This is a genomic window from Streptomyces sp. NPDC021093, from assembly GCF_044333135.1.
In the GTDB taxonomy this organism is placed as follows: domain Bacteria; phylum Actinomycetota; class Actinomycetes; order Streptomycetales; family Streptomycetaceae; genus Streptomyces.
Genome location: NZ_JBIRQJ010000014.1, coordinates 1 through 25,204, shown reverse-complemented (window position 1 = coordinate 25,204; position 25,204 = coordinate 1). Strand labels below are relative to the sequence as shown.

The window sequence follows — 25,204 nt, the reverse complement described above, 5'->3', positions numbered from 1 at the left end:
CCGTCCCCGGAGGCCCGCCCGCCCCCGATGCCGTCCCGGCGTCTCGTGCGGACGCACCTCATGCCGCCCCCTGGTTTCGTACGTCCGCATCCCGAGCCGTGCCCGGGAGCCGTCGCCCGCGCCCCATGACGTGCTCGCGTCCCGTACGCCCGCACCCCATGCCGTCCCCGGGCCCGTCCGCATCCCGAGCCGTCCCCCCCGGTTCCGCAGGTACGAATCCCGGCCTTCTCAGGTTGCTGTAGGTCCGCTCCCCATCCCGGCTCCGCCGTCCCGTACGTACGAACCCCGACCCGCCTCCGGGTCCCGTACGCACGGCCCCCCCCGACCCGCCCACCCCGCCTCCGGGTGTCGTAGGGGACGGGTCCCCCGACCGGTGTCGCCATCAGCCGATCGGCTGATGGCCCGGTCGAGCGCGATGGCCGATACCGGCGCGCTCCGCCCGGCGCGATGCTCCTCCCATGTCCCTCATCGAAGTCAGCGAGCTCCGCAAGACCTACGCCGGCCGGCCCGCCGTCGACGGCGTCTCCTTCACCGTCGAGGAGGGCGAGATCTTCGGGATCCTCGGTCCCAACGGCGCGGGCAAGACCACCACCGTCGAGTGCGTCGAGGGCCTGCGCACCCCCGACTCCGGCACCGTCCGCGTCGCCGGGTTCAGCCCGGTCGCCGACCACAAGAAGGTCACCCACCTCCTCGGCGCCCAGCTCCAGGAGAGCGAGCTCCAGCCCAAGATCCTGGTCCGCGAGGCGCTGGAGCTGTACGCGTCCTTCTACCCGAACCCCGCCGACTGGCGGCCCCTCGCCGAACGCCTCGGCCTCACCGACAAACTCACCACCCGCTTCGCCAAGCTCTCCGGCGGCCAGAAGCAGCGCCTGTCCATCGCGCTCGCCCTCATCGGCAACCCGAAGGTCGTCGTCCTCGACGAGCTGACCACCGGCCTCGACCCGCGCGCCCGCCGCGACACCTGGAAGCTGATCGAGGACGTACGCGACTCCGGTGTCACCGTCCTCCTCGTCACCCACTTCATGGAGGAGGCCCAGCGCCTCTGCGACCGCATCGCCGTCATCGACAAGGGCCGGGTCGCCGCCCTGGACTCGCCGTCCGGCCTGATCCGCCGCTCCTCCAGCTCCACGGTCATCAGCTTCACCCCGTCCCGCCCGCTGGAACCCACCGCGCTGGCCGGTCTCCCCGAGGCCGCCTCGGTCGACCGGGAAGGCAACCGCATCGTCATCAACGGCACCGACCGCACCGTCAACGCCGTGATCTCGCTCCTCGCCCTCCACCACATCGAGGCGCACCAACTCCGGGTCACCGAGGCCACGTTGGACGACGCGTTCCTCGACCTCACGGAGAACGGCACGGGGACCGGCGCGGAGAGCAGCGAAGCCCGTACCCCCGCCACCACCACGAAGGCAGCGTGATCACGACCATGTCCGCCAGCACCGCAGTCCTGCGCACGGAAGCCCGTCTCTTCGGCCGCGAGCCCGGCGCCCTCTTCTGGGTCCTGCTCTTCCCGACCGTACTGATGGTGATCCTCGGCATGATCCCCGACTTCCGCGAGCCCTCGGCCGACCTCGGCGGGCGCCGCACGATCGACCTGTACGTCCCCGTGGCCGTGCTCCTCTCCATGATCATGGCCGGCCTCCAGGCCATGCCGCCGACCCTTGTCGGGTACCGCGAACGCGGCATCCTGCGCCGTATGTCGACCACTCCGGTACGCCCCGCCACGCTCCTGGGCGCGCAGATCGTGGTGAACGCGGTCGCCGCGCTCGGCTCCGGGCTGCTCGTCCTGCTGGTCGGCAGGCTCGCCTTCGACGTCGCGCTCCCGAAGCAGCTCTTCGGCTACGTCCTCGCCCTCGCCCTCGCCGTCCTCGCCGCGCTCGCCCTCGGCGCGACCGTCTGCGCCGTCACCCGTACGACCAAGGCCGCACAGGCGGTCGGGTCGGTGATCTTCTTCCCGACGATGTTCACGGCGGGCGTCTGGATCCCGGTCCAGGCGATGCCCGACACCCTCAGGGCGATCGTCGAGATCACCCCGCTCGGCGCCGCCTCGCAGGCACTCGACGACGCGATGCTCGGAGCCTGGCCGGGCTGGGACCACCTGGGTGTGCTCGCGGCATGGATGATTGTGCTGATCGCAGCCGCGTCCCGCTGGTTCAAGTGGGAGTAGGGGACGCGCCGGCCGACCACCAGGGGGAGAGCACAGGCATGGCGAGCGTCGAAGAACGCATGGACCAGTTCCACCGCTTCGGCCCGTTCGCCCTGCTCTTCCTCTCCACGGTGATCGGGTACGCGGCGGCCCCCCTGGTCATGAAGGGCGACGCGGAGAGAATCGCCGTCGGAGCGCTTGTCGCGGTGACGGCGGTCCTGCACCTGTGCTGGAACCGGATCCGCCGGGACCAGCCCGAGCTCTCCGTCCCTGGCCGTGTCTACTACGTCGTTCGTACGGCCATCGCCTTCGCTCTCACCTGGATCAACCCGTTCTTCGCGATCTACGCGAGCATCGGCTACGTCGACACGCCCTACCTGCTGCCCCCGAGGGCGACCAGGGCCGGCATCCTGATCACCGCCGTCATCCTCGCGGGGTCCCAGTCCGGCGGGCTGCCGCCGGACGACCTGATGTCCTGGACCGCCTTCGGCATCCTGTTCCTCATCAACGCCTCGCTCACCTCGTTCTTCGTGCACCTGGGCGCGCGGGAGGCGGAGATGGCCAAGGGCAAGGAGGCGGCGATCGCGGCCCTCGAAGAGACCAACGCGCGCCTGGAGCAGACCCTCGCCGAGAACGCCGGCCTGCACGAGCAACTCCTCCTCCAGGCAAGGGAAGCAGGGGTCTCCGACGAACGCCGCCGGCTCGCCGCCGAGATCCACGACACCATCGCGCAGGGCCTGACCGGCATCATCGCCCAGCTCCAGGTCGTCACCTCCACCACCGACCCGGACACGGCCGCCGTCCACCTCTCCCGCGCCCAGGACCTGGCCCGCACCAGCCTGGGCGAGGCCCGCCGCTCGGTGCAGAACCTCAGCCCCGCAGCCCTCGAACACGACACCCTCCCCGAAGCGCTGAAGAAGACCGTCGCCGACTACTCCCGACGCACCGGAATCCGCACCGGGTTCACCGTCACCGGCACCGAGGAACCCCTCCACGAGGAGGTCGCCGCCACCCTCCTCCGTATCGCCCAGGAAGCCCTCAGCAACACCTCCCGGCACGCCCGCGCCACCCGGGCCGGCGTCACCCTCTCCTACATGGAGGACGAGGTCGCCCTCGACGTCCGCGACGACGGCACCGGCTTCGACCCGTCGGCGGTCGCCGCCCGTACGGAAGCGGGCGGCTTCGGCCTCGACGGAATGCGCACCCGCGCCGAACGCATCGCGGGCACGGTGGTGGTGGAGTCCGAGCCTGGCCTCGGCACGGCGGTCTCCGCCCGCGTACCCTTGCTCCCCCATGGCTGAGACACCCGACGCACCTGCCGTCATCACCCTCCTGATCGTCGACGACCACCCGGTGGTACGGGACGGCCTGCGCGGAATGTTCGCGACGGCCCCCGGCTTCCAAGTCCTCGGCGAGGCGGCGAGCGGCCCGCAAGGGGTCGAACTGGCTGCGGAGTTGGCCCCCGACGTGATCCTCATGGACCTCCGCATGCCGGGCGGCGGGGGAGTGGCCGCCATCGCCGAGATCACCCGCCGCGCCCTCCCCTCCAAGGTCCTCGTCCTCACCACCTACGACACGGACACGGATACCCTTCCCGCGATCGAGGCGGGCGCCACGGGCTACCTCCTCAAGGACGCCCCCCGCGACGAACTCTTCACCGCGGTACGAGCTGCCGCCGCAGGCCGCACGGTCCTCTCCCCGGCCGTCGCCACCCGCCTGGTCACCCAGGTCCGCAACCCCCGCCCCGCGCAGGCCGCCTCGGAGTCACCCCTCTCCGCCCGCGAACGCGAGGTCCTCGCCCTGGTCGCCAAGGGCATGTCCAACCGCGAGATCGCCCGCATCCTCTTCATCAGCGAAGCCACGGTCAAAACGCACCTCACCCACCTCTACGCCAAACTGGGCGTCAACGACCGCGCGGCAGCGGTGGCGAGGGCCTACGAGCGCGGCATCCTCGGCTGACGGCACGTGAGCCAGGGTGGCCGTACCGACCCACTCCTCCTCCTGGACGTCGACGGAGTGCTGAACCCGTTCGCGGCCGACACCTGCCCGCCGGGCTACCGCGAGCACGCGTTCTTCCCCGACGAGGACCCACCGGTCCGCCTCTGCGACGAGCACGGCCGGTGGCTCGACCGCCTCGGCCGGGACTTCGAACTGGTCTGGGCGACGGGCTGGGAGGACGAGGCGAACACCCTCCTCGCGCCCGCCCTGAACCTGCCGACCCTGCCGGTCCTCCGCTTCCCGCCCGTACCGTTCGAACCGTCGGCGAAGGTGCCCGCCATCGACACCTTCGCCGGCGACCGCCCGGCCGCGTGGGTGGACGACGCGCACACACCCGAGGCATGGACCTGGGCACACGGCCGGACCGCACCGACCCTGTTGGTGCCCACGAACCCCGCCCTCGGCCTGACCTCGCGGATCGTCGACAACCTGCTGGCCTGGCGGGCGTCGCTGCAGACGCGGTGCTCAGGCCATGGCCCGCGCGGAGCGGAGCAGGGCGGCGAGGGCGTGGGGGGTGGTGGTGAGGACGACTTCGGGGGTGTCGCTCTCGCGGAGGTGGAGGGTGTGGGGGCGGTCGGGGGAGGAGGCGACGTTGACGCAGTTGTTGCCTGCGCCCTCACTGAACGTGGATTTTTGCCAAGGGAGTTCGGACATGGTGTCAATTCTCCTCGGAGGCCGGGGTCAGTTTGCTGACTGTGCGGTGCGGAGCAGGGCGGCGAGGGCGTGGGGAGTGGTGGTGAGGACGACCTCGGGCTCGTCGCTCTCGCGGAGGTGGACAGTTCCGTCAGAGGAGGCGACGTTGACGCAGTTGTCGCCTGCACCGTCGCTGAAGGTGGACTTCTGCCAGAGGAGTTCAGACATGGGGCCAATTCTTAGTGGGTGTACAGGACGTGCTGGATGAGCCCCCAGGAGTCCCGGGCCTCGTGCCGGGAAGGGGCGCGGTCCGGGGTTACTTCGGGCAGTGCGCTCTTGGCCAGGCCGTCGAAGGTGCTGTCGTAACGAGCGATCGACTCGTTGTCGCCCAACCGCAGTGGTTCGGCTGGATGTTCGAGGATGACCGTCTCCAGTTCCTCTACCCCGGGCCGGAGGATGAGGAACGGCGTACCGAACCAGGCCCGTGAACCCGCCTCGAAAGGCAGGATTTGGATGGTCGTTCCCGGCCGTTCGGCCGCCTCGATCAGGCGCGTGAGCTGCCCGCGCATCACGTGTGAACCGCCTACGGCGATGCGCAACGCCGCCTCGTGCACGATGGCATGGAACGAGGTCTCGGAGCTGTCCGCCAGGACGCGCTGCCGGTCGAGCCGGAATCGAACGGATGCCTCGATCTCCTCCGGAGTGGCACCTGGTCGTGCGCTGCGGAAGAGCGCGCGCATGTACGCCTCGGTCTGCAACAGGCCCGGAACCAGGAGCGTTTCGTGGCTGCGAATACGGGTCGCCCGCGACTCCAGCTCCGCCAGGTCGAGTGCGGACTTGCCCATGGACTTGCGGTAGTCGGACCACCAGCCACGCCCGTTGCTCTCGGCCATGCCCACGAGAGCGGCGATGTACGGCTCAGAACTGACACCGTACGTCCGGAGCAGTGCGGTGAGTCGATCCGTGGGGATCGCGGTGCGAGCCGCTTCGATGTGGCTGAGGTGCGCAGCCCCCATGCCTATCGACCTGCTCGCTTCATTGACCGTCAGGGCTGCGTGTTCCCGCAACTTGCGCAGCTCTGCGCCGAGTCGGCGCTGCCGCTCGGTGATGTTCGTCCGTAGTGCCACAGCGGCGACCTCCGTCAGCTTCGGTGACAGTCTGCCGCTGGTGGGGCGGGTGGTCCACCGAATCCATCAAGCAGGTTGCAGATCTGATGACTTGGTCGCTACCTTGTGTATGGCGACGCTCACACAGCGATGTCGGAAGCCTCGCTCATCGACAGCAGAACCCTGCCCGCCCACCAGAAGTGCACCGCCCGATCCACCACCCGCTCCGGACGGGTGTGTGCCCGCGGGGGCGGTACTGCCACTGGTGGCCGGGATGTCGATCACGCGAACGCAACCCCCCTTCCATGCCTGGAGGCATCCCGTGGGCGAATCCGACGTGCCCGAACTCCCCTGCTCGTACACCCTGTTCACCCCGAACGACCCCACCTCGCCCAAGATCTGCCGCGACTTCGTCCGCAGCGCCCTGGCCACCCTCGGCCTCGGTGAACTCGCCGAAACCGCCGCACTCTGCACCTCCGAGCTGGTCACCAACGTCCACCAGCACGCCAAGGGCGACGTCCACCTCAGAACCCGCGTCGAGCGGACCCACATCCGCATCGCCGTCTACGACAACAGCCCCGAACTCCCCGCCCCGCACCGGGCGAAGAGCAACGACGAGCACGGCCGTGGCCTCTTCCTCGTCACCGCGCTCTCCGACCTCTGCGGTATCAGCGAGGTCGCCCACGGCAAGGGCGTGTGGTTCCAACTCAACCGCGACTGAGCGCCACGGGCGACCGCGCGCGGTACCGGGTGACGCGCCAGCCATCCAGGCGGGTGCGGTGTTGGAGGGGTTCCGGTAGGGCCGCCCCTCTTTTCATGGTCGCGCTTCCGGGTGCCCTGTAAAGGGCGCTCCCTGCGGTCGCGTCGGCTGCGCCGATTGCGCTGCGCTTCACCCTTGACAGGGCCCCCTCCAGCGCTGGGTTTTTTGAGGGGGGCGCCCGGGGGGGGGTGGCCACGGAGGAGGCCGGGAATCGGCCGGCGTTTCGTGGCCGGGAGGCGGGTGTGTGGGTGGGGGCGCCGGGAAGTGGTCCGGGTTGTGCGCAATCGCGGGCGCCGGTGGGTGGGGGCGCGGGGAAGTAGTCCGGTGGTCGGTGGACCTGGGCGCCGGTGGGTGGGGGTGCCGGGAAGTGGTCCGGTGGTCGGTGGACCTGAGTGCCGGTGGGTGGGGGCCTGGGGGAGGGGTGGCCGTAGCGCTGGGACGTGACCGGTGAGTGGGGGTGCGTATCCCTGGCGGGATGCGGGAGAGGCGACTGTGTGGGGAAAGTTGCGATCAACGCTCGGTAATCCACCCAGTCCCGTCCGCCCAGTGACAGGAGGAGAGACGTGGGGCGACAGAGCCTGGTGTGGTGCACCACGTGAAGCGCCGCCCCGGGCAACCGGCCTGATGGGGGCTGACTCCCTGGACGGGGGCGAAGGCGGAAGTGGAAGTGGAGGTGGAGGCCCGAGCGGAAGGCGGGAGTGGGGCTCATGGGCGGAGACCGGCCATCCGGCCCTGGCTCAAACTCGCACCCCTGTCCGTGCCCCTGCCCCTGTCCGTGCCCCTCCCCCTGTCCTTGCCCGCACCCCTTGCCCTCTTTATGCGGGCCGGGCCTCGCGTCCCTCCCGCGCCTCGCCCGGTCACCCCCTCGGAAGAATGTCTCGCTTACACGAGCCACCGAGACATCAATCCGACCCCCTACCTCCGCACAGAGGAAATGAGACAACCACCCCTCCCCACCACGCACTTCCCCATCTCCCCGACACCACCCCACCCGCCCACGCTCCTCGCCCCGCATCACTCCCCATCCACATCTGCGTCCCCGTAGCCCGCATCCCCCCACCCACACCAGCCACCAGCCTGAACCCCAACCCCAACCAGCCGCCATACCTGCCCCAGCAGCCCCATTCAGGTCGGCGCACCCCCACCCACCCCAACAGGTCGAACCAACGGCCACCCATCTCCGAAGCCCCCACCCACCGGCGGAAAGGGCCTGGCATCCACCCGCAGGGATTCCCGAAGCCCCCACCCACCGGCGGACGGGATCCGGAAATCGGCCGCAGGGATTCCCGGCGCCCCCACCCACACACCCGCCACCCGGCAACGAAACCCGCACCACTCCCCGCACCTCCCCCGGGACCCGTTCTTTCGGGCTGCCCCCTTGGCTACTCTCACTTGCGCTGGAGGGGGCCCTGTCAAGGGTGAAGCGCAGCGGAATCGGCGCAGCCGACGCGACCGCAGGGAGCGCCCTTTACAGGGCCCCCGGAAGCGCCACTATTCCGCCAAGGGGGCAGCCCGAAACCCCCACCCTCCGACCCCGCCCCACCCCCACCCCCACACCGCCCACCCCAGCCCACCTCCGGTCCCAGCCCACCTCCGGTCCCAGCCCACCTCCGGCCCCGCTCCCGCTCCCGCGCCCCAACACCCCGCCCAGGCAACCTACTTAAAGAGCCCCAGCCCCCGTAGCTCGAATCCGCGCGTACCCCTCCCGCGCGGGAATGCGACACCACCACGAAACGCCAGGGTGCTGTCGCAGAGCTGCCAGCCACCCCGGGCCTGGCCTGTTGCACTGGCCGTGAAACGCGTTGGCCACCACACGCAGGACGGACCCATGCCCACCTCAATCCCCACCCCCGCCACTTCCCCCACCCCCACCCCCACCACAGCCTCCGACAGCGCCGCGCTCCCCCCTCGCTCACCCCGCGCCAGATGGCCCGCCGTCCTCTCCGTGATGCTGGGAATCTTCGCCATCGTCACCACCGAGATCCTGCCGATCGGTCTGCTCACCTCCATCGGAGACTCCTTCACCGTCTCCGACGGGACGGCGGGGCTGATGATGACCATGCCGGGGCTTCTCGCCGCGTTCTCCGCCCCGCTGATCACCGTCGCCACGGCACGCATGGACCGCCGCCTGATGCTGTGCCTCCTTCTCCTGCTGCTGGCACTGGCGAACTTCCTGGCCGCAACCGCCCCGGACTACTGGCTCGTACTGATCTCCCGGATCATGGTCGGGATCACGATCGGTGGCTTCTGGTCGATCGGGGCCGGGGTGGCGGGGCGGCTGGTGCCCCCTGTTTCCGTCGGCAGGGCAACGGCCGTGATCTTCTCGGCCGTTCCGCTGGGATCCGTGCTCGGGGTGCCGCTCGGCACCCTCGTCGGAGACCTCGCGGGATGGCGCGCGGCGTTCCTGGCCATGGGTGTGCTGACGGTCGGAGTGCTGATCATGCTGTTCCTGACCGTGCCGCCGCTGCCCCCGGTCCGGCCCACCCGGCTGAGCGTGCTCGCCCGCATGTGCCGCAGCGTCAACATCCGCTTCGCGCTACTGCTCACCTTCCTCGTCGTACTCGCCCACTTCGGCACGTACACCTATGTGACGCCGTTCCTCCAACAGACCACCGGGGGCGACGCGAGCAGCCTGATCACCGCGTTCCTGCTGATCTACGGCGCCGCCGGCATCCTCGGCAACTTCCTTGGAGGCTCCCTGGCGGCCCGGTCTCCGCACGCCACCTTCGGGCTCGCCGCGGGCCTGATCGCCGTGTCGACCCTGCTGCTTCCCGTGCTGGGTCGAGGCGAGGCCGGTGCGGTGGTGCTGCTGGTGGTGTGGGGTATTGCGTACGGTGCCGTGCCGGTCGCTTCGCAGACCTGGTTCGCCAAGGCGGTGCCCGACGCTCCGGAAGCGGCGTCGGTCCTGTTCACCGCGTCCTTCCAGGCGACCTTCTCGGTCGGCGCCCTCGTCGGGGGAATGGCCCTGGACCGGACCTCCCCCTCCGTGGTCATGGCGCTCGGCGGCGCCACCGCGGTACTTGCCGTCCTGGTGGTGTGGACCCACTTCGCCAAGCGGGTCGCCTGGCCGTACGGGGCCGAGCCCGGACCGACCGACAAGTGAAGCCGCCCCAGCGCGCCCCCTACCGCCCCACCCGCATCAACACCACCGCCCGCTCCGGCACCGAAACCACCTCGCCCCCCTCGTACCGCATCCCCGCCACATCCCCCTGCTCCTCCGCCGACGTGTCCACGACCACCTCGTAACACGCCGCCCACGGCTCCCCCGGCAGCCGGAAGTCCACCGGGTCCGCGCCCGCGTGCAGCACCGCCAGGAAGCTCTCGTCCACGACCTTCTCGCCCCGCGCGTCCCGCCCCGGAATGTCGGTTCCCGACAGATACATCCCGAGCGTCGCCGCCGGCGCGTACCAGTCGTCCTGCGTCATCTCCTCCCCGTGCACCGTGAACCACGCCAAGTCCCGCAGCCCGTCGGCCTCTTGGGGTCGACCGGAGAAGAACGCCCGCCGCCGCAGCACCGGATGCGCGTGTCGAAGGGCAAGGAGTCGCGACGTCAGGTCGAACAGCGAGCGCCACCCCGGCTCCTCAAGGAGGGACCAGTCCACCCAGCTGATCCCGTTGTCCTGGCAGTACGCGTTGTTGTTGCCGCCCTGCGTACGCCCCATCTCGTCGCCCGCGACCAGCATCGGCACGCCCGTCGACAGCAGCAGCGTCGTCACCAGGTTGCGCAACTGCCGTCGCCGCAGGGCCAGCACAGAAGAATCGTCGGTCTCGCCCTCCGCGCCGCAGTTCCAGGACCGGTTGTCGTTGGTCCCGTCCCGGTTCCCCTCCTCGTTCGCCCCGTTGTGCTTCTGCTCGTACGAGACGAGGTCCCGCAGCGTGTAACCATCGTGCGCCGTCACGAAGTTGACCGAGGCGTACGGGCGCCGGCCGCCCCACGCGTACAGGTCGCTCGACCCCGACAGCCGGTAGCCAAGGTCCCGTACGTCCGGCAGTGCGCCGCGCCAGAAGTCCCGTACCGCGTCCCGGTAGCGGTCGTTCCACTCCGTCCACAGGGGAGGGAAGGCGCCGACCTGGTAGCCCCCGCTCCCCACGTCCCACGGCTCCGCGATCAGTTTCACCCGGCGCAGCGTCGGGTCCTGGGCGATCACGGCGAGAAACGGGGAGAGCATGTCGACGTCGTGCATCGACCTCGCCAGCGCAGCCGCCAGGTCGAACCGGAAGCCGTCCACCCCCATCTCGTTGACCCAGTACCGCAGCGAGTCCGTGATCAGCCTCAGCACATGCGGCTGGACGACGTGCAGCGTGTTCCCGCACCCCGTGTAGTCCGCGTACCGCCGTGCGTCGCCCTGCAGCCGGTAGTACCCCCGGTTGTCGATCCCCCGCATCGACAGCGTCGGCCCCAACTCGCCCGCCTCCGCCGTGTGGTTGTAGACCACGTCCAGGATCACCTCGATCCCGGCCGCGTGCAGCGCCTGCACCATCCGCTTGAACTCGCCGACCTGCTGCCCCGCCGTCCCGGTCGCCGCGTACCCCGCGTGCGGGGCGAAGTAGCCGACGGAGTTGTAGCCCCAGTAGTTCTTGAGTCCCCGCCGCAGCAGGTGGTCCTCGTGCGCGAACTGGTGCACCGGCAGCAGCTCCACCGCCGTCACCCCCAGCCGCACCAGGTGCTCGATCGCCGCCGGATGTGCCAGACCCGCGTACGTGCCCCGCAGCTCCTCCGGGATCCCCGGATGCCGCATCGTGAAGCCGCGCACGTGCAGTTCGTAGATCACCGAGTCCGCCCACGGCGTCTTCGGCCGCCGGTCGTCCGCCCAGTCGTCGTCATCGTGGACGACGACACCCTTCGGGACGTACGGAGCGGAGTCCCGCTCGTCGCGGACGGTGTCGGCGACGTGCTGCTGCGGCCAGTCCCGTACGTGCCCGTACACCTCGGGCGGGAGGACGAAGTCGCCGTCGACCGCCCGCGCATACGGGTCGAGCAGCAGCTTCGCCGGGTTCCAGCGGGCGCCGGTCCACGGGTCCCACCGCCCGTGCACCCGGAATCCGTACCGCTGCCCGGGGTGCACCCCCGGCACGAAGCCGTGCCACACCTCGTGCGTCAGTTCGCTCAAGGGGCAGCGGGTCTCGCCGCCCTTCCCGCCCTCCTCGTCGAAGAGGCACAGCTCGACGGCCTCCGCACCGCCCGCCCACAGTGCGAAGTTGGTCCCCGCCACCCCGTCGGGGCCGACCCTGAACCGGGCCCCCAGGGGGTTCGGAGCCCCCGGCCACACGGGTGGCCGGGGGCTCTCGCCGGGCCGCTCCCGGTGGCCGTTACCGCTCACGGCCTCCGTCGCGGCCCCGGTCGGTGAACCGGTCGAAGAACCGGTCGAAGAACCGGTCGAAGGGCCGGTCGGTGAACCGGCCGGGGAGCCGTGGAGCGCCTCGCTCCCGCGTCCTTGCTGCACGTCCTGTTCGGGTGCGCTCGACACCGTTATGCCTCCCGCGACTCGTCGGGGACCGGCGAGTCGAGAGGCACGACGGCGTCCCGGCCGCCAGGCTCTCCACATGAGGTCCTCCCTGCTGTCATGCCCAGAGTGGCGCTCGCACTCACGTTTCCCCCGCAGGCCGCTGGCCGTTGGCCCGAACGGGAGACGCCCTGTGACAAGAACCCTCGCCGGAGTCGCCCTGACCCTGGCCCTCGCCCTCACCGGCTGCTCCGCCGGCGGCGTCGGCTCCTGGTTCGACTCCGAGCCCCTCTCTCCCGAGGAGGCGATCCGGATCACCCCCGCCGACAACGCCAAGGACGTCCAGGTCGGCACCCCGCTCGAAGTGACCGTCCCCGACGGCACGTTGGAGCGGGTCAAGGTCCTGCGCGTCGAGGACTCCGAGCAGCAGGAGGTACGGGGACGGATCAGCGCCGACGGCACCTCCTGGCAGCCGGACGCCGCCGACACCACAGGGAAGCTGGTACTGGCCGCCAAGTACACCGTCCACGCGGTCGCCGTCGACGAGGACGGCCACCGGTCCGCCCGTACGACCTCCTTCACCACCCACGTCCCCGACGAGCGCTTCATCGGCTACTTCAAACCGGAGAACCGCTCCACCGTCGGCACCGGCATGATCATTTCCTTCTCCTTCAACCGGGCCATCGTGGACAAGGCCGCCGTCGAGCGCGCCATCCGCGTCACCTCGCAGCCCGCCGTCCCCGTCGTCGGCCACTGGTTCGGCAAGGAACGCCTCGATTTCCGGCCGCGTACGTACTGGCGTCCCGGCACCCGCGTCACCACCGACATCCGGCTGCGCGACGTACCGGCCGCCCCCGGCGTCTACGGAATCCAGAACAAGTCGGTGTCCTTCACCGTCGGCCGCCACCAGACCTCCCTCGTCGACGCCGAGGAGCACACCATGACCGTCACCCGCGACGGCGAGGTCCTCTCCGAGCTGCCGATCAGCGCCGGCACCGACAAGAACCCCACGTACAACGGGAAGATGGTGGTCAGCGAGATGCACGACGTGACCCGGATGAACGGCCGCACCGTCGGCTTCGGCGGCGAGTACGACATCGCGGACGTCCCGCACGCCGTCCGCCTCACCTCGTCCGGCACCTTCCTGCACGGCAACTACTGGTCGAGCGGAGTCTTCGGCTCCAGCAACGCCAGCCACGGCTGCATCGGGCTGCGCGACGAGAAGGGCGGCAGCTCGGGCGCCCCGGCCGGCTGGTTCTTCGACCGCACGCTCGTCGGCGACGTCGTCGAGGTGGTCAACTCACGTGACCGAAAGGTCGCTCCCGACAACGGCCTTGGCGGCTGGAACATGGGTTGGGACCAATGGACGGCGGGCTCCGCCCTGCGCTGACCGCCCCGCGGCGGCCCTGGCCTGCGTCTCGGGACCGAATTCTGGGAAGGAACCTTGGGACTGAACGGTGACATTCCAGGGGAGTCCCCGGCGCGCCCGATGTGATTATCTAGCGCACAGTGCGCGGTGGTTGCGTGCGGGGGTGCGGGCCTGGTCAGGGCCGTGCGCGAGGGGAGAATTCCACATTGAACAGGCAGCCGATCCCGGTTACTTCCGGGGCCAGCGAAATACGTCCGCGCGGCGGCCGGGCACTTCTCGCGCTCGTACTCGGCGCCCTGCTGCTCCTGGTCACCGCCTGCGGCGGCGACGGATCGAACAACACGGGCAAGCCGGACAGGGCGAAGCCGGGTGCCGACCAGGCCGACACCAAGGCGTCCCAGGCGGTCGTCACCGTCACGCCGAAGAACGGCGCCAAGGACGTCGCGACCAGCGGCACCCTGAAGATCACCGCCGACAAGGGCAAGCTGTCCGAGGTCAAGGTCGCCGACTCCAAGGGCAACGAGGTCGAGGGCAAGCTCGCCGCCGACGGCACCGGCTGGGAGCCTTCCCACCACCTCGCCGCCAGTACGACGTACAAGGTGCACGCCATCGCGAAGGACGCCGAGGGCCGCGCGTCGGCCCAGGACACCACCTTCACGACCCTCGTCCCGAAAAACACCTTCATCGGTGAGTTCCGGCCCGAGGACGGCACCAAGGTCGGCGTCGGCATGCCGGTGTCCTTCCACTTCACCCGCGGCATCACCTCGCCGGAAGCCGTACGGAACGCGATCAAGGTGACGGCCGAGCCGTCCGTGCCGATCGAGGGCCACTGGTTCGGCAACGACCGGCTGGACTTCCGCCCCGAGAAGTACTGGGCGCCGGGCACCAAGGTCACCGTCAGGATGAACCTGGACGGCGTCGAGGGCCGCCCCGGCGTCTACGGCAAGCAGAACCGGACGGTGAAGTTCACCATCGGCCGCAGCCAGGTCTCCACCGTCGACGCCAAGAGCAAGACGATGAAGGTCGTCCGCGACGGCAAGCTGGTCAGGACGATCCCGATCACCGCCGGAGCCCCGTCCACGACGACGTACAACGGCCAGATGGTCATCAGCGAGAAGCTCAAGGTGACCCGGATGAACGGCGCCACCGTCGGCTTCGGCGGCGAGTACGACATCAAGGACGTCCCGAACGCCATGCGCCTGTCGAACTCCGGCACCTTCATCCACGGCAACTACTGGGCCTCGTCCGACACCTTCGGCTCCGCCAACGTCAGCCACGGCTGCGTCGGCCTGCGCGACCAGCGCGGCGCGGGGGACAGCGGCACCCCGGCGGCCTGGTTCTGGAACGGCTCGCAGATCGGTGACGTGGTCATCGTCAAGAACTCCCACGACAAGCAGATCGCTCCCGACAACGGCCTCAACGGCTGGAACATGTCGTGGGCGGAGTGGACCAAGTAGCCCCACCTGTCCCACCCGTACGGGCCCGGCGCACTGTGACCAAGTGCACCGGGCCCGTCCGTATGTGCCGGTCCCCTCTCGGTGAACGGCCGCTAACCTCGCCCCTATGACAGTCACTCTCGAAGTCACCTCCGGCGTCGGCACGATCCGCCTCGACCGCCCCCCGATGAACGCCCTCGACATCGCCACCCAGGACCGCCTGCGCGAGCTCGCGGAGGAGGCCGCAGGCCGCGACGACGTGCGCGCCGTGGTCGTCTACGGCGGCGAGAAGGTGTTCGCGGCGGGCGCGGACATCAAGGAGATGCAGGCGATGGACCACGCCGCGATGGTCGGACGGGCCCGTGCGCTCCAGGACTCCTTCACCGCGGTCGCCCGCATCCCCAAGCCCGTCGTCGCCGCCGTCACCGGCTACGCGCTGGGCGGCGGCTGCGAGTTGGCGCTCTGCGCGGACTTCCGCATCGCCGCCGACAACGCCAAGCTCGGCCAGCCCGAGATCCTGCTCGGAGTGATCCCGGGCGCCGGCGGCACCCAGCGCCTCTCCCGCCTCGTCGGCCCCTCCAAGGCCAAGGACCTCATCTTCACCGGCCGCATGGTGAAGGCGGACGAAGCCCTCACGATGGGCCTGGTCGACCGGGTCGTACCGGCCGCCGAGGTGTACGAGCAGGCGCACGCATGGGCCGCGAAGCTCGCCCAGGGCCCGGCGCTGGCGCTGCGCGCGGCGAAGGAGTCCATCGACACCGGCCTGGAGACGGACCTGGAGACCGGCCTCGCCGTCGAACGCACCTGGTTCGCAGCCCTGTTCGCGACCGAGGACCGCGAGCGCGGTATGCGCAGCTTCGTGGAGGAGGGTCCGGGCAAGGCCAAGTTCCTCTGAGGAGCGGCGAATTGATGGAGGGTCACCTGTGGGGCGGCTATGGGTCGCCCATGGGTGACCCGTGGGTCGTCCATGGGCGACCCATGAGCCGTCCATGGGTGACCCGCGAGCTGTCCATGAGCCGTCCATGAGTCGTCCGTGAATCATCCGTGTGAGGGGTTCGCGGCTTAGCTCAGCCTTAAGAGAGCCTTAAGGCGTTCTTGTACGGCACTGCGGGTGATCACTCGCGCGCGGTGGGTAGTCGCAGGTCAGCGCTGTCGCGGACGCTCGCTCTTGTCTCCGTCATATGTCAGAAGCCGCCCCGCGGGGGGCCTGTTCCGGGGGATTGATTCCCCCGGAACGGTCCCGGACCGCACCGGGTGCAGCCATGATGGGGGCATGGCGGGCCTGGAAGGTGTGGAGGAACCGCGGCAGCAGGGGCATCTGACCGCAGCGCGGTGGATGCCGGCCGTCGAGGACGAACGGACGCGCACGGAGCTGGACGCCTTCGGGGACCCGACGGAGGGCGAGGTGAAGCTGCCCTCGCTGGGTGAGTCCGCGGGCACCGCGCGCCGGCTCGCGCTGTGGGTCGTACAGCGGAAGTGGGGGCTCTCCCCGCAGGTCTCGGAGTTCGCGGTGCTGCTCGTCTCGGAGCTCGTGGGCAACGCCGTCCGGCACACCGGCGCCCGGGTCTTCGGGCTGAGGATGCTGCGCCGCCGGGGCTGGATCCGCATCGAGGTGCGCGACCCGTCGCGCGGCCTGCCGTGCCTGATGCCGGTGAGCGAGACGGATGTCAGCGGCCGGGGCCTGTTCCTGGTGGACAAGCTCTCCGACCGGTGGGGCGTGGACCTGCTGCCGCGCGGCAAGACGACGTGGTTCGAGATGCGGGTCGTCGACCGCGAGCGCTAGAGGTCGTACGGGCCCGGAAACGCCAGAAGCCCCCAGGCGCCGGGGTGGGGCGCACTGCGGGGGCTTCCGTGGGGGCCGTGGAGCGGGAAAAGGGGTGTGCTCCAGGGCCTGGGTGACGAACTGGCCCGGGTCAATGGGGTTCGTGTCTCCGACTATGGCAGACAGGGGGCTTCAAGCCAAAAGTCCCTACTCGGGCAAATCACCACAGACCATCACACTTTAGAAGTGAATCGTTGGTGAGGTGGACCACTCACCTCGCATTCGCTGCATAACTATGGGATTCGATGCGTGATTCATCGAGCTGAGGGGTGCGGTCGCATGTTGGATACCGCAGGTACCGCAGCGGTCCCGAAACGCTCCTAAAGGAGCAATCGGCACATTCGTCTCTTTTCACATTTATGGTGCTCACTCGGGGCTCACCCTGCCCCCACCCCCACCTGGCGAGGTGAGCCCCATCGCACCACCGACCGACCGCCGCAGCCGGCTGCGCGGAGAAACCGGAACGACACCCGCCACCGCGGAAGACGGTCCGGCCCCACGATCCGGCCGCCGCGCCCTGCTGCGGGCCGGAACCGGCGCCGCACTGGCGGGCGCGCTCGCGGCAGGGTGCGCGCGACCGAACGGCTCCGGAGCGTCGGGGCTCCGGGCGGACGACGGAACCGGCACACCGGACCCCACGCACCAGGGCGGCGACGCCGGGCGCGGGAGCGACCACGGCCACGCCAAGTCCGGCCACGGGCACACCAAGTCCGGCCACGGCCACGGACACGCCAAGTCCGGCCACGGCTCCGTGCCCGCTCCCGCGCCCCGCCGGTTTCCCGGCCACCCCGCCCAGATCGAGCACGGCCCCCGCGACCGCCCCCAGGTGGCCCTCACCTTCCACGGCCAGGGCGACCCGGCCATCGCCACGTCCCTCCTCGCCGAGGCCGAACGCGCTGGGGCCCGCATCACCGTCCTCGCCGTCGGCAGTTGGCTCGACGAACACCCCGCCCTCGCCCGCCGCATCCTCGACGGCGGTCACGACCTCGGCAACCACACCCAGCGGCACCTCACCGTCTCCGAGATGCCCGAGGGGGAGGCGTACCGCGAGATCACCGACTGCGCCCAGCGCCTGCGCCGTCTCACCGGCTCGATCGGCACCTGGTTCCGTCCGTCCCGCACCCAGTACGCGACACCGCTCGTGCAGCGGCTCGCCCGCCGGGCCGGCTACCCCCACGTCCTCTCGTACGACGTGGACTCCCTCGACTTCACCTCGCCCGGCGCGACGGCCGTCACCCACAAGGTCGCCGGGGAGATCCGCAACGGATCCGTGGTGAGCCTGCACTTCGGTTACGCGGACACGGTCGCCGCGCTGCCCGCCCTCCTCGACGACCTCCACCGCCGCAAGCTGCGCGCGGTGACCACCACGGAGCTGCTGACCCCATGACCCCGCTGCCCCTGTCCCCCCGCACCTCTCCTCGCACGTCGCCCCGCATGTCCCCCCGCACCCGGGCCCTGTGCGCGGCGACCGCCCTGCTCTCCGCCCTCACGGGCTGCGCGGACCCGTCCGACAAGACCGGCGTGAAGGCGATCGGCACAAAGGCCGAGGCCCCGCCCGCCCACCTCAAGAAGGCGGCCCCGGCCGGCCTGCCCGGTATGCCGCCGGTGCAGAACCCCCAGGACATCTACGCGGCCAACCGCCCCGGCAACATCGCCCCGGTGGCCCGAAAGTTCCCCTCCCGGGTCTACGTCCCCAACACCAACTCCAACACCGTCTCGGTCATCGACCCGGCCACGTACAAGGTCATCGAGACGATCCCGGTCGGCATCCAGCCGCAGCACGTCGTCCCGTCCTGGGACATGAAGACCCTCTGGGTCAACAACAACCGCGGCCACTCCCTCACCCCGATCAACCCGGCCAACGGGGTCGCCGGAAAGCCGGTCGAGGTCCACGACCCGTACAACCTCTACTTCACGCCGAACGGCAAGCACGCGATCGTCATGGCGTCCATGGACCGCGAACTCGTCTTCCGCGACCCGCACACCATGAACCGGGTCAAGACCGTCCCCGTCACCTGCGCGGGCGTCAATCACGCGGACTTCTCCGCGGACGGCCGCTACTTCGTGGTCTCCTGCGAGTTCTCCGGCGAACTCCTCAAGGTCGACACGGAGCAGATGAAGGTCGTCGGCCAGCAGAAACTCCCCTTCGAAGGGGCGATGCCGCAGGACGTGAAGATCTCCCCGGACGGCAAGACCTTCTACATCGCCGACATGATGGCGCACGGGATGTGGGTCCTGGACGGCGAGAAGTTCACCGCCCCCAAACTCCTCCCCACCGGCAAGGGCTGCCACGGCCTCTACATCTCCCGCGACTCCAAGGAGATGTACGTCCCCAACCGGGGCGAGGGCTCGATCTCGGTCTTCGACTTCGCGAAGAACAAGCTCACCAAGAAGTGGCACCTGCCGGACGGCGGCAGCCCCGACATGGGCGGAGTCTCGGCGGACGGCAAGGTCCTCTGGCTCGCCGGACGCTACGACTCCGAGGTGTACGCGATCGACACGAGGTCCGGAAAGCAGCTGGCCCGCATCCCGGTCGGGGACGGCCCCCACGGCCTCGCGGTCTACCCCCAGCCGGGCCGCTACTCACTGGGCCACACGGGGATCTTCCGGTAGCGCACGGGGCTGGCTTTTAGGGGCGCGGGGAACTGCGCGATCAGCCACGACGCACCCGCACGAAGCGCACCCGCCCGGCGGCCAGCCACGACGCACCCGCAGGTGACCACCCGCCGCCCCGCGCCCCACCTCCCCCCCACCTCCCCCCACCTCCCCCCACCTCACCCCCCGCCCCCTACGCCCGCACCATCAACACCTCCGACCCCACCGGCCGAAACCCCGCCCCCTGAAAAGTCCGCACGCTCCGAGCGTTCCCTGGCGGCTGCTGCGCCCAGACAACCGGCCCCGGCACCAACTGCCGCACCGCCACCGCAAGTTGACGCCCAAGACCCCGCCCCCGCACCCCCTCGTCGACCTCGATCGCCGCCTCCCAGCGCCCGGCCACGCCCCGTCCCAGCACCAGCACGCCCCCGGCGGCCGCCGCCCACATCCGCACCTCGTCCCGGAACTTCATCGCCCGTGCCACCCGCGGATGCGAAGGGTCGTCGATCTCCTTCAGCCCCAGTTCCGGATCCGGGCGGCCCGGCAGTGCACCCGCCACGGCGAGCAGGTCGATCGTGTCGTTCATCCGCCGCCCGGCCCGCTCCGCGAGCGCCACCAGGAATCGCGGATTCATGGACGCCGCGAGCGGATCGCACGGCGTCGCCGCCAGCGTCGTACGTATCCACTCCGGATCCTGGTCCGTAAAGATCACCGAGTGGGCGGTGAAGGACAGCACGCCCGCCACCCGCTGATTTGCCTGCGGCACGACGGTCACGCCGCCGTCCGGCGGCGGAAACACCCCGCGAGCGGCCGAATCGAGGAATTGGGCAAGCGAGTTGGGGCCGCAGGCAGCGGTGACTTGATCTGTCATGGAGAGATCCAAGCACCGGCACGTTCCGCCCTTGGCGTCGCCCCACCCGTACTGACCCCGTACGCCCACCCCGTACTGCCCCCGTACGCCCACCCCGTACTGACCCCGTACGCCCACCCGCACTGCCCGCCCGGTTCCCGAACCCGCCCCACCCCGGTGCGTACCGGGGCCGCTAATCTGTCGCCGTATTGATTGGCCCGGCCGACAGTGACGACAGCGACCGGCCTGACTGCACCAAGGGGTGGACCACATGGCGGACATCGACATCGACATCGATTCGGCGCGCAAGGCGTTCGGCAAGTTCGACAAGAACGGCGACGGCACGATCACCGCTGCCGAGTACAAGAGCGTGATGGCGGAGCTCGGCGACTTCACCGTCACCGAGACCGTGGCCCAGGCCATCATCAACGCCCACGACGGCAACGGCGACGGCCGGCTCAGCTTCGACGAGTTCCTGGCCTCCCGCCAGGGCTGATGCACGGGTGAGGGCCGGAACCCCGTCGGGGGTTCCGGCCCTCACCCACTTCCTCTCCGGCAGTCCGGCCTAGCCGTCCAGCTCCCGCAGCTCCCGCAGTTCCACCATGGCCTCTTCCAGCCACCCCACCCAGAACCGCTCCATCTCGATCCCGGCCCGCAGCACCAGATGCTGAAGCCGCTCCTCCCGGCCGGTCGCCCGCGTCGGGAAGTCCCGCTTCTCGAACTCCTGGTACGTCGCCAACTGCACGCGGTGCAGCCCGAGATGGCGCTCCACCTCCGCGAGCAGCTCGCCGGTCCCCACCATCGCCGCGGCCCGCAGCCGCAGCGCGAACGCGTCCCGCAGCGGTTTGGGATCCTCGGCCTTGGCCACCCACGCGACCAGCTCCTCGCGCCCGGCCGCCAGGACCTCGTACTCCCGTTTCTGCCCCCGCGTCGGCACGTCCTGCGGCAGCGCCCGGATGAGCCCGGCCTGCTCCAGCTTTCCCAGCTCGCGGTAGATCTGCTGGTGCGTCGCCGACCAGAAGTACCCGATGGAGACGTCGAACCGCCGAGTCAGCTCCAGCCCGGAGGACGGCTTCTCCAGCAGGGCGGTGAGGATCGCGTGGGGGAGTGACATGAGCGCATCCTAGGCAGCGGCACGAGCACGGACAGACCAACCGACGACCAGCCGACAGACCAACCGCCGACCCACCGGCAGGTCAACCGACAGGCCGACGAAGGACCCACCGGCAGGCCGACCAAGGACCCACCGGCAGGTCAACCAGCAGGCCGGACCGCCGACCCACCAGCGGTCCGGCCTACAAGGCCGCCGCCACCTCCGTCCCCTGCAGAATCGCCCGCTTCGCATCCAACTCCGCAGCCACGTCCGCACCACCGATCAGATGAACCGGTACGCCACCGGCCACCAGCTCCTCGTACAGGTCCCGGCGCGGCTCCTGCCCCGTGCACAGCACGACGGTGTCCACCGCCAGCACTCTCCGCTCGCCGCCCACCACGATGTGCAGCCCCTCGTCGTCGATGCGCTCGTACGTCGCCCCGGCGACCATCGTCACGCCGCGCTGTGCCAGCTCGGTGCGGTGGATCCACCCCGTCGTCTTCCCGAGCCCGGCGCCCACCTTGGTCTCCTTCCGCTGGAGCAGGTGCACGGTCCGCGTCGACTTCGGCCGCTCCGGGGCCCGCAGCCCGCCCCGGCCCTCGTACTCCATGTCCACACCCCACTGCCGGAAGAACACCTCGGGGGAGAGCGACGCCTCCTCGCCCTCGTCGGTCAGGAACTCCGCGACGTCGAACCCGATCCCGCCGGCCCCGAGGATCGCCACCCGCTCGCCGACCTCGACCTCACCGCGCAGCACCTCCAGATAGCGGACGACGCTCCGGTGGCCGACGCCGTCGATCTCGGGGACGCGCGGCGTGACACCGGTCGCCAGCACCACCTCGTCGTACGATCCCGCCTCCAGCGCCTCACGCGTCACGACGTTCCCCAGCCTGACCTCGACCCCGTACTCCTGGAGCCGGTTGCGGAAGTAGCGCAGCGTCTCGTTGAACTCCTCCTTGCCGGGCACCTGCCGCGCGACGTTCAGCTGCCCGCCCACCACGTCGGCTCCGTCGAACAGCGTCACCGCGTGCCCCCGCTCGGCCGCCGTCACCGCACATGCGAGGCCGGCCGGACCCGCCCCGACGACGGCGACGCGCTTGCGCAGCCGCGTCGGCGTCAGAACCAGCTCGGTCTCGTGACAGGCCCGCGGGTTCACCAGACAGGACGTGATCTTCCCGCTGAAGGTGTGGTCCAGGCAGGCCTGGTTGCACCCGATGCAGGTGTTGATGGACTCGGCCCTGCCGTCCCGCGCCTTGGCGACGAACTCCGGGTCCGCCAGGAACGGCCGCGCCAGCGACACCAGATCCGCGAACCCGCCCGCCAGCAGCTCCTCCGCCAGCTCCGGCGTATTGATGCGGTTCGTCGTCACGAGCGGAATCCCCACCGACCCCATGACCCGCTTGGTCACCCAGGCGTACGCACCGCGCGGCACGGACGTCGCGATGGTCGGAATCCGCGCCTCGTGCCACCCGATCCCGGTGTTGATGATGGTCGCCCCGGCGGCCTCCACCGCCTTCGCCAGCTCCACCACCTCGTCGAACGTCGACCCGCCTGGCACCAGGTCCAGCATCGACAGCCGGTAGATCAGGATGAAGTCGGGACCGACCCGCTCCCGCACCCGTCGCACGATCTCCAGCGGGAAGCGCACCCGGTTCTCGTACGAACCGCCCCACCGGTCGTTCCTCTTATTGGTGTGCGAGGCGATGAACTCATTGATCAGGTACCCCTCCGACCCCATGATCTCGACACCGTCGTACCCGGCTTCCTTGGCCAGCCCCGCCGCCCGTACGAAGTCCTCGACGGTCTCCTCGACCTCCGCGTCCGTCAGCGCCTGCGGTACGTACGGGCTGATCGGAGCCTGCAGAGCGCTCGGCGCGACCAGCTCGGGGTGATACGCGTACCGCCCGAAGTGCAGGATCTGCATCGCGATCCGTCCGCCGGCACCGTGCACGGCGTCCGTGATGACGCGGTGCTGCGCGGCCTCCTCGGGAGTCGTCAGCTTGGCACCGCCGGGGTACGGACGCCCGCGGTCGTTCGGCGCGATGCCCCCGGTGACCATGAGCCCGACCCCGCCGCGCGCCCGCTCCGCGTAGAAGGCGGCCATCCGCTCGAACCCGCGCTCCGCCTCCTCCAGCCCTACGTGCATGGACCCCATGACCACCCGGTTGGGCAGAGTGACGAAGCCCAGGTCCAGCGGGGCCAACAGGTGGGGGTACTGACTCGACGGGCTCGACTGGCTCATCCGACGCCTCCAGGTCCATGCGCTCGGGGTCCAAGCGCTCACGCGACAACAGTTATGCAACTAGTTGCATAATAGGCGCCGAGGTGCCCCCGAGGCATGAGCCGTGAGTCACACGAGGGGCGAGGGCGGGGGCGAGGCCAGGCCAGGCCAGGGCTGGGGCTGGGGCCGGGGCCGGGGGTGGGGGACCGGGGCCAGCCCCCTTCCACCCGCGCGAGGGACGCTCAGAGCGAGTCGTACACCGCCGCCACCAGAGCCATCTTCCGCGGATCGTCGGCGATGTTCGGCCCCATCCGGTTCATGACGTACCCGAGACTCAGCCCCGCCTCCGGGTCCGCGAGCCCGCAGGACCCGCCGAACCCGTCGTGCCCGACGGCCCGGGGGTTCGGTCCGTACGAAGCGTTCGCCCCGCTCAGCCACAGCCCGAGCCCGACCTCCGTGTCGTGCCCGAAACCGGCCCCCAGCACCAGGTCCCGGCAGGCCCCCTGCCCCTCCCGCACCCGCTCGGCCGCCTCCGCCGACAGCACCTGCTTCCCGCCCGACCTTCCCTGCCGCGCGAAGACCTCGTACAACGCGGCGACTCCACGCGCGGTCGCGTGTCCGTTGGCCGCCGGGATCTCGGCCGCCCGCCACTCCGCCGTATTGGCCTGCCGCGCCCCGGGCCCCGGATTGAGCAGCGCCGCAAGAGCCACGGGCTCGAACTGCGCATACAGCGCCGCCTGCTCACTGGTCGGTTCGACCGCCGCGTGCACCAGCTCGGCCGCCCGCCAGGACTCCTTCTCCGGGAGCCCGACCGTGAAGTCGATCCCCAGCGGCCCGGTCACCTCCCGCGCCAGGAACTCACCGGGCAGCACCCCGCTCACCCGGCGCACGACCTCACCGACCAGGAACCCGTACGTGATCGCGTGATACCCGGACCGCGTCCCCGGCTCCCACCACGGCTCGGTCGCGGCGAGCCGCGCGCAGGTGAGTTCCCAGTCGTACAGCTCCTCCATACTGTGCGGAACCCGCAGCCCCGCCACCCCGGCCCGGTGCGACAGCAGATGCCGTACGAGCACCCCTTCCTTGCCGGCCGCCGCGAACTCCGGCCAGTACGAGGCCACCGGCGCATCGAGGTCCAGGGCGCCCCGGTCCGCCAGGATGTGCGCGCAGAGCGCGGTGGCCCCCTTGGTCGTGGACCAGACATTGACGAGGGTCTCCCGCTTCCAGGGCCGGGTCCTGTCCGCATCGGCCCACCCGCCCCACAGGTCGACCACCACCTCCCCGTCCACGCGCAGGGTCACGGCGGCGCCCAGCTCACCGCGCTCCCGGAAGTTCTCTTCGAAGGCGGCGCGCACATCGGCGAACCTCTCCTCGCAGCGGCCGTCGATTCGCGGCACGACAGGCTGGGACACGGGCCCTCCTCGGAGTCCTGACACTCGGCTGTCCGCAACGTACCGACTGGTCGGACTGACAGGAAGAGGCAGTACGCCCTCCGGTTTGACGCGGAGCCGCCGCCTCCGTAAGGTTCTGCGGGTTGTCCTATGTGAGTACCGGTTCCTGACCGGGCAAGTGACGGCCATTCCGCAGAAACCATGATCATTGAGAACGACGTCAGTCGTGCTCATTTCCATGCGCATTTGCGAAATGAGGAATCCGCGTTCGAGAGGGCGCACCCCGATTGGCATCGGGGCCCAGGAATCCGCTAATGTCTCACTCGTCGGAACGGCCCAA

At 70.3% G+C, this 25,204-nt stretch carries 21 protein-coding genes and 1 pseudogene; 14 read left to right on the top strand and 8 right to left on the bottom strand.

What is annotated here, in order from left to right:
* Positions 1-458: 458 nt before the first annotated feature.
* The 5 genes and pseudogenes from ACH4SP_RS35360 to ACH4SP_RS35340 all read left to right on the top strand — a co-directional run.
* Positions 459-1,418, top strand: a complete 960-nt coding sequence (locus ACH4SP_RS35360; RefSeq protein WP_398421267.1) for an ABC transporter ATP-binding protein — start codon at positions 459-461, stop codon at positions 1,416-1,418.
* 8 nt (positions 1,419-1,426) lie between these two features.
* A complete protein-coding gene (locus tag ACH4SP_RS35355; protein ID WP_398421265.1) occupies positions 1,427-2,167 on the top strand; it encodes an ABC transporter permease in 741 nt (246 codons plus the stop codon).
* A 38-nt stretch (positions 2,168-2,205) separates the two neighbouring features.
* A complete protein-coding gene (locus ACH4SP_RS35350) occupies positions 2,206-3,447 on the top strand; it encodes a sensor histidine kinase (protein WP_398421264.1) in 1,242 nt (413 codons plus the stop codon).
* Positions 3,440-4,105: a response regulator gene (locus ACH4SP_RS35345; RefSeq protein ID WP_398421262.1), complete on the top strand. Its 666-nt coding sequence runs from the start codon at positions 3,440-3,442 to the stop codon at positions 4,103-4,105. The genes ACH4SP_RS35350 and ACH4SP_RS35345 overlap by 8 nt, the downstream gene beginning before the upstream one ends.
* A 6-nt stretch (positions 4,106-4,111) precedes the next feature.
* Positions 4,112-4,597: pseudogene (locus ACH4SP_RS35340) on the top strand (HAD domain-containing protein); the annotation flags it as partial.
* Between the two features lie 12 nt (positions 4,598-4,609).
* Here ACH4SP_RS35340 and ACH4SP_RS35335 read toward each other — a convergent pair.
* Genes ACH4SP_RS35335 through ACH4SP_RS35325 form a run of 3 tightly spaced genes read right to left on the bottom strand, consistent with a single transcriptional unit; the run spans position 4,610 to position 5,904 of the window.
* Positions 4,610-4,798 carry a DUF397 domain-containing protein gene (locus tag ACH4SP_RS35335; RefSeq protein WP_398421695.1) on the bottom strand — a complete coding sequence of 63 codons (189 nt, stop codon included), beginning with the start codon at positions 4,796-4,798 and terminating at the stop codon, positions 4,610-4,612.
* A 27-nt stretch (positions 4,799-4,825) separates the two neighbouring features.
* A complete protein-coding gene (locus ACH4SP_RS35330) occupies positions 4,826-5,005 on the bottom strand; it encodes a DUF397 domain-containing protein (RefSeq protein WP_398421260.1) in 180 nt (59 codons plus the stop codon).
* Between the two features lie 11 nt (positions 5,006-5,016).
* Positions 5,017-5,904, bottom strand: coding sequence for a helix-turn-helix domain-containing protein (locus ACH4SP_RS35325; RefSeq protein WP_398421258.1), 888 nt, complete (start codon positions 5,902-5,904; stop codon positions 5,017-5,019).
* 301 nt (positions 5,905-6,205) lie between these two features.
* On the opposite strand from ACH4SP_RS35325, the gene ACH4SP_RS35320 reads away from it, so the two are divergent.
* Positions 6,206-6,604, top strand: a complete 399-nt coding sequence (locus tag ACH4SP_RS35320; RefSeq protein WP_398421256.1) for an ATP-binding protein — start codon at positions 6,206-6,208, stop codon at positions 6,602-6,604.
* A 1,867-nt stretch (positions 6,605-8,471) separates the two neighbouring features.
* Entirely contained in the window at positions 8,472-9,746 is a 1,275-nt protein-coding gene (locus tag ACH4SP_RS35315) for an MFS transporter (protein WP_398421254.1), read from the top strand.
* 19 nt (positions 9,747-9,765) lie between these two features.
* On the opposite strand, the gene glgX is transcribed toward ACH4SP_RS35315, so the two are convergent.
* Positions 9,766-11,964 carry a glycogen debranching protein GlgX gene (gene glgX, locus ACH4SP_RS35310; protein ID WP_398421253.1) on the bottom strand — a complete coding sequence of 733 codons (2,199 nt, stop codon included), beginning with the start codon at positions 11,962-11,964 and terminating at the stop codon, positions 9,766-9,768.
* A gap of 349 nt (positions 11,965-12,313) precedes the next feature.
* Here glgX and ACH4SP_RS35305 point away from each other — a divergent pair, with 349 nt between their 5' ends.
* The 6 genes from ACH4SP_RS35305 (at position 12,314) to ACH4SP_RS35280 (ending at position 19,327) form a co-directional block, all read left to right on the top strand.
* Positions 12,314-13,477, top strand: coding sequence for an Ig-like domain-containing protein (locus tag ACH4SP_RS35305; protein WP_398421693.1), 1,164 nt, complete (start codon positions 12,314-12,316; stop codon positions 13,475-13,477).
* Positions 13,478-13,662: 185 nt separating this feature from the next.
* On the top strand, positions 13,663-14,913 hold the full coding sequence (locus ACH4SP_RS35300) for an Ig-like domain-containing protein (protein ID WP_398421251.1): 1,251 nt from the start codon (positions 13,663-13,665) through the stop codon (positions 14,911-14,913).
* Positions 14,914-15,019: 106 nt separating this feature from the next.
* Positions 15,020-15,787, top strand: coding sequence for an enoyl-CoA hydratase/isomerase family protein (locus tag ACH4SP_RS35295; RefSeq protein ID WP_398421250.1), 768 nt, complete (start codon positions 15,020-15,022; stop codon positions 15,785-15,787).
* Positions 15,788-16,165: 378 nt separating this feature from the next.
* Positions 16,166-16,675, top strand: coding sequence for an ATP-binding protein (locus ACH4SP_RS35290; RefSeq protein WP_398421248.1), 510 nt, complete (start codon positions 16,166-16,168; stop codon positions 16,673-16,675).
* 556 nt (positions 16,676-17,231) lie between these two features.
* Positions 17,232-18,101 carry a polysaccharide deacetylase family protein gene (locus tag ACH4SP_RS35285; protein ID WP_398421691.1) on the top strand — a complete coding sequence of 290 codons (870 nt, stop codon included), beginning with the start codon at positions 17,232-17,234 and terminating at the stop codon, positions 18,099-18,101.
* A gap of 47 nt (positions 18,102-18,148) precedes the next feature.
* Positions 18,149-19,327, top strand: coding sequence for a YncE family protein (locus ACH4SP_RS35280; protein WP_398421247.1), 1,179 nt, complete (start codon positions 18,149-18,151; stop codon positions 19,325-19,327).
* Positions 19,328-19,502: 175 nt separating this feature from the next.
* Here ACH4SP_RS35280 and ACH4SP_RS35275 read toward each other — a convergent pair whose 3' ends face one another.
* The gene (locus ACH4SP_RS35275; protein ID WP_398421245.1) at positions 19,503-20,180 is read right to left on the bottom strand and encodes a GNAT family N-acetyltransferase; all 678 of its coding nucleotides are present in this window, start codon (positions 20,178-20,180) and stop codon (positions 19,503-19,505) included.
* A gap of 250 nt (positions 20,181-20,430) precedes the next feature.
* On the opposite strand from ACH4SP_RS35275, the gene ACH4SP_RS35270 reads away from it, so the two are divergent.
* On the top strand, positions 20,431-20,655 hold the full coding sequence (locus ACH4SP_RS35270) for an EF-hand domain-containing protein (protein WP_398421244.1): 225 nt from the start codon (positions 20,431-20,433) through the stop codon (positions 20,653-20,655).
* A gap of 69 nt (positions 20,656-20,724) precedes the next feature.
* Here ACH4SP_RS35270 and ACH4SP_RS35265 read toward each other — a convergent pair whose 3' ends face one another.
* The 3 genes from ACH4SP_RS35265 to ACH4SP_RS35255 form a co-directional block, all read right to left on the bottom strand.
* Entirely contained in the window at positions 20,725-21,273 is a 549-nt protein-coding gene (locus tag ACH4SP_RS35265; protein ID WP_398421243.1) for a PadR family transcriptional regulator, read from the bottom strand.
* Between the two features lie 181 nt (positions 21,274-21,454).
* Positions 21,455-23,494 (bottom strand): FAD-dependent oxidoreductase, encoded by a 2,040-nt coding sequence (locus ACH4SP_RS35260; RefSeq protein WP_398421241.1) that lies wholly within the window; start codon positions 23,492-23,494, stop codon positions 21,455-21,457.
* A gap of 221 nt (positions 23,495-23,715) precedes the next feature.
* Entirely contained in the window at positions 23,716-24,870 is a 1,155-nt protein-coding gene (locus tag ACH4SP_RS35255) for a serine hydrolase domain-containing protein (protein ID WP_398421689.1), read from the bottom strand.
* Positions 24,871-25,204 lie beyond the last annotated feature (334 nt).

Bases quoted from the DNA above. Each gene is read 5' to 3' on its own strand.
- ACH4SP_RS35360 (WP_398421267.1), top strand. From the start codon at position 459: ATGTCCCTCATCGAAGTCAGCGAGCTCCGCAAGACCTACGCCGGCCGG.
- ACH4SP_RS35355 (WP_398421265.1), top strand. From the start codon at position 1,427: ATGTCCGCCAGCACCGCAGTCCTGCGCACGGAAGCCCGTCTCTTCGGC.
- ACH4SP_RS35350 (WP_398421264.1), top strand. From the start codon at position 2,206: ATGGCGAGCGTCGAAGAACGCATGGACCAGTTCCACCGCTTCGGCCCG.
- ACH4SP_RS35345 (WP_398421262.1), top strand. From the start codon at position 3,440: ATGGCTGAGACACCCGACGCACCTGCCGTCATCACCCTCCTGATCGTC.
- ACH4SP_RS35335 (WP_398421695.1), bottom strand. From the start codon at position 4,798: ATGTCCGAACTCCCTTGGCAAAAATCCACGTTCAGTGAGGGCGCAGGC.
- ACH4SP_RS35330 (WP_398421260.1), bottom strand. From the start codon at position 5,005: ATGTCTGAACTCCTCTGGCAGAAGTCCACCTTCAGCGACGGTGCAGGC.
- ACH4SP_RS35315 (WP_398421254.1), top strand. From the start codon at position 8,472: ATGCCCACCTCAATCCCCACCCCCGCCACTTCCCCCACCCCCACCCCC.
- ACH4SP_RS35295 (WP_398421250.1), top strand. From the start codon at position 15,020: ATGACAGTCACTCTCGAAGTCACCTCCGGCGTCGGCACGATCCGCCTC.
- ACH4SP_RS35290 (WP_398421248.1), top strand. From the start codon at position 16,166: ATGGCGGGCCTGGAAGGTGTGGAGGAACCGCGGCAGCAGGGGCATCTG.
- ACH4SP_RS35280 (WP_398421247.1), top strand. From the start codon at position 18,149: ATGTCCCCCCGCACCCGGGCCCTGTGCGCGGCGACCGCCCTGCTCTCC.
- ACH4SP_RS35275 (WP_398421245.1), bottom strand. From the start codon at position 20,180: ATGACAGATCAAGTCACCGCTGCCTGCGGCCCCAACTCGCTTGCCCAA.
- ACH4SP_RS35270 (WP_398421244.1), top strand. From the start codon at position 20,431: ATGGCGGACATCGACATCGACATCGATTCGGCGCGCAAGGCGTTCGGC.
- ACH4SP_RS35265 (WP_398421243.1), bottom strand. From the start codon at position 21,273: ATGTCACTCCCCCACGCGATCCTCACCGCCCTGCTGGAGAAGCCGTCC.
- ACH4SP_RS35260 (WP_398421241.1), bottom strand. From the start codon at position 23,494: ATGAGCCAGTCGAGCCCGTCGAGTCAGTACCCCCACCTGTTGGCCCCG.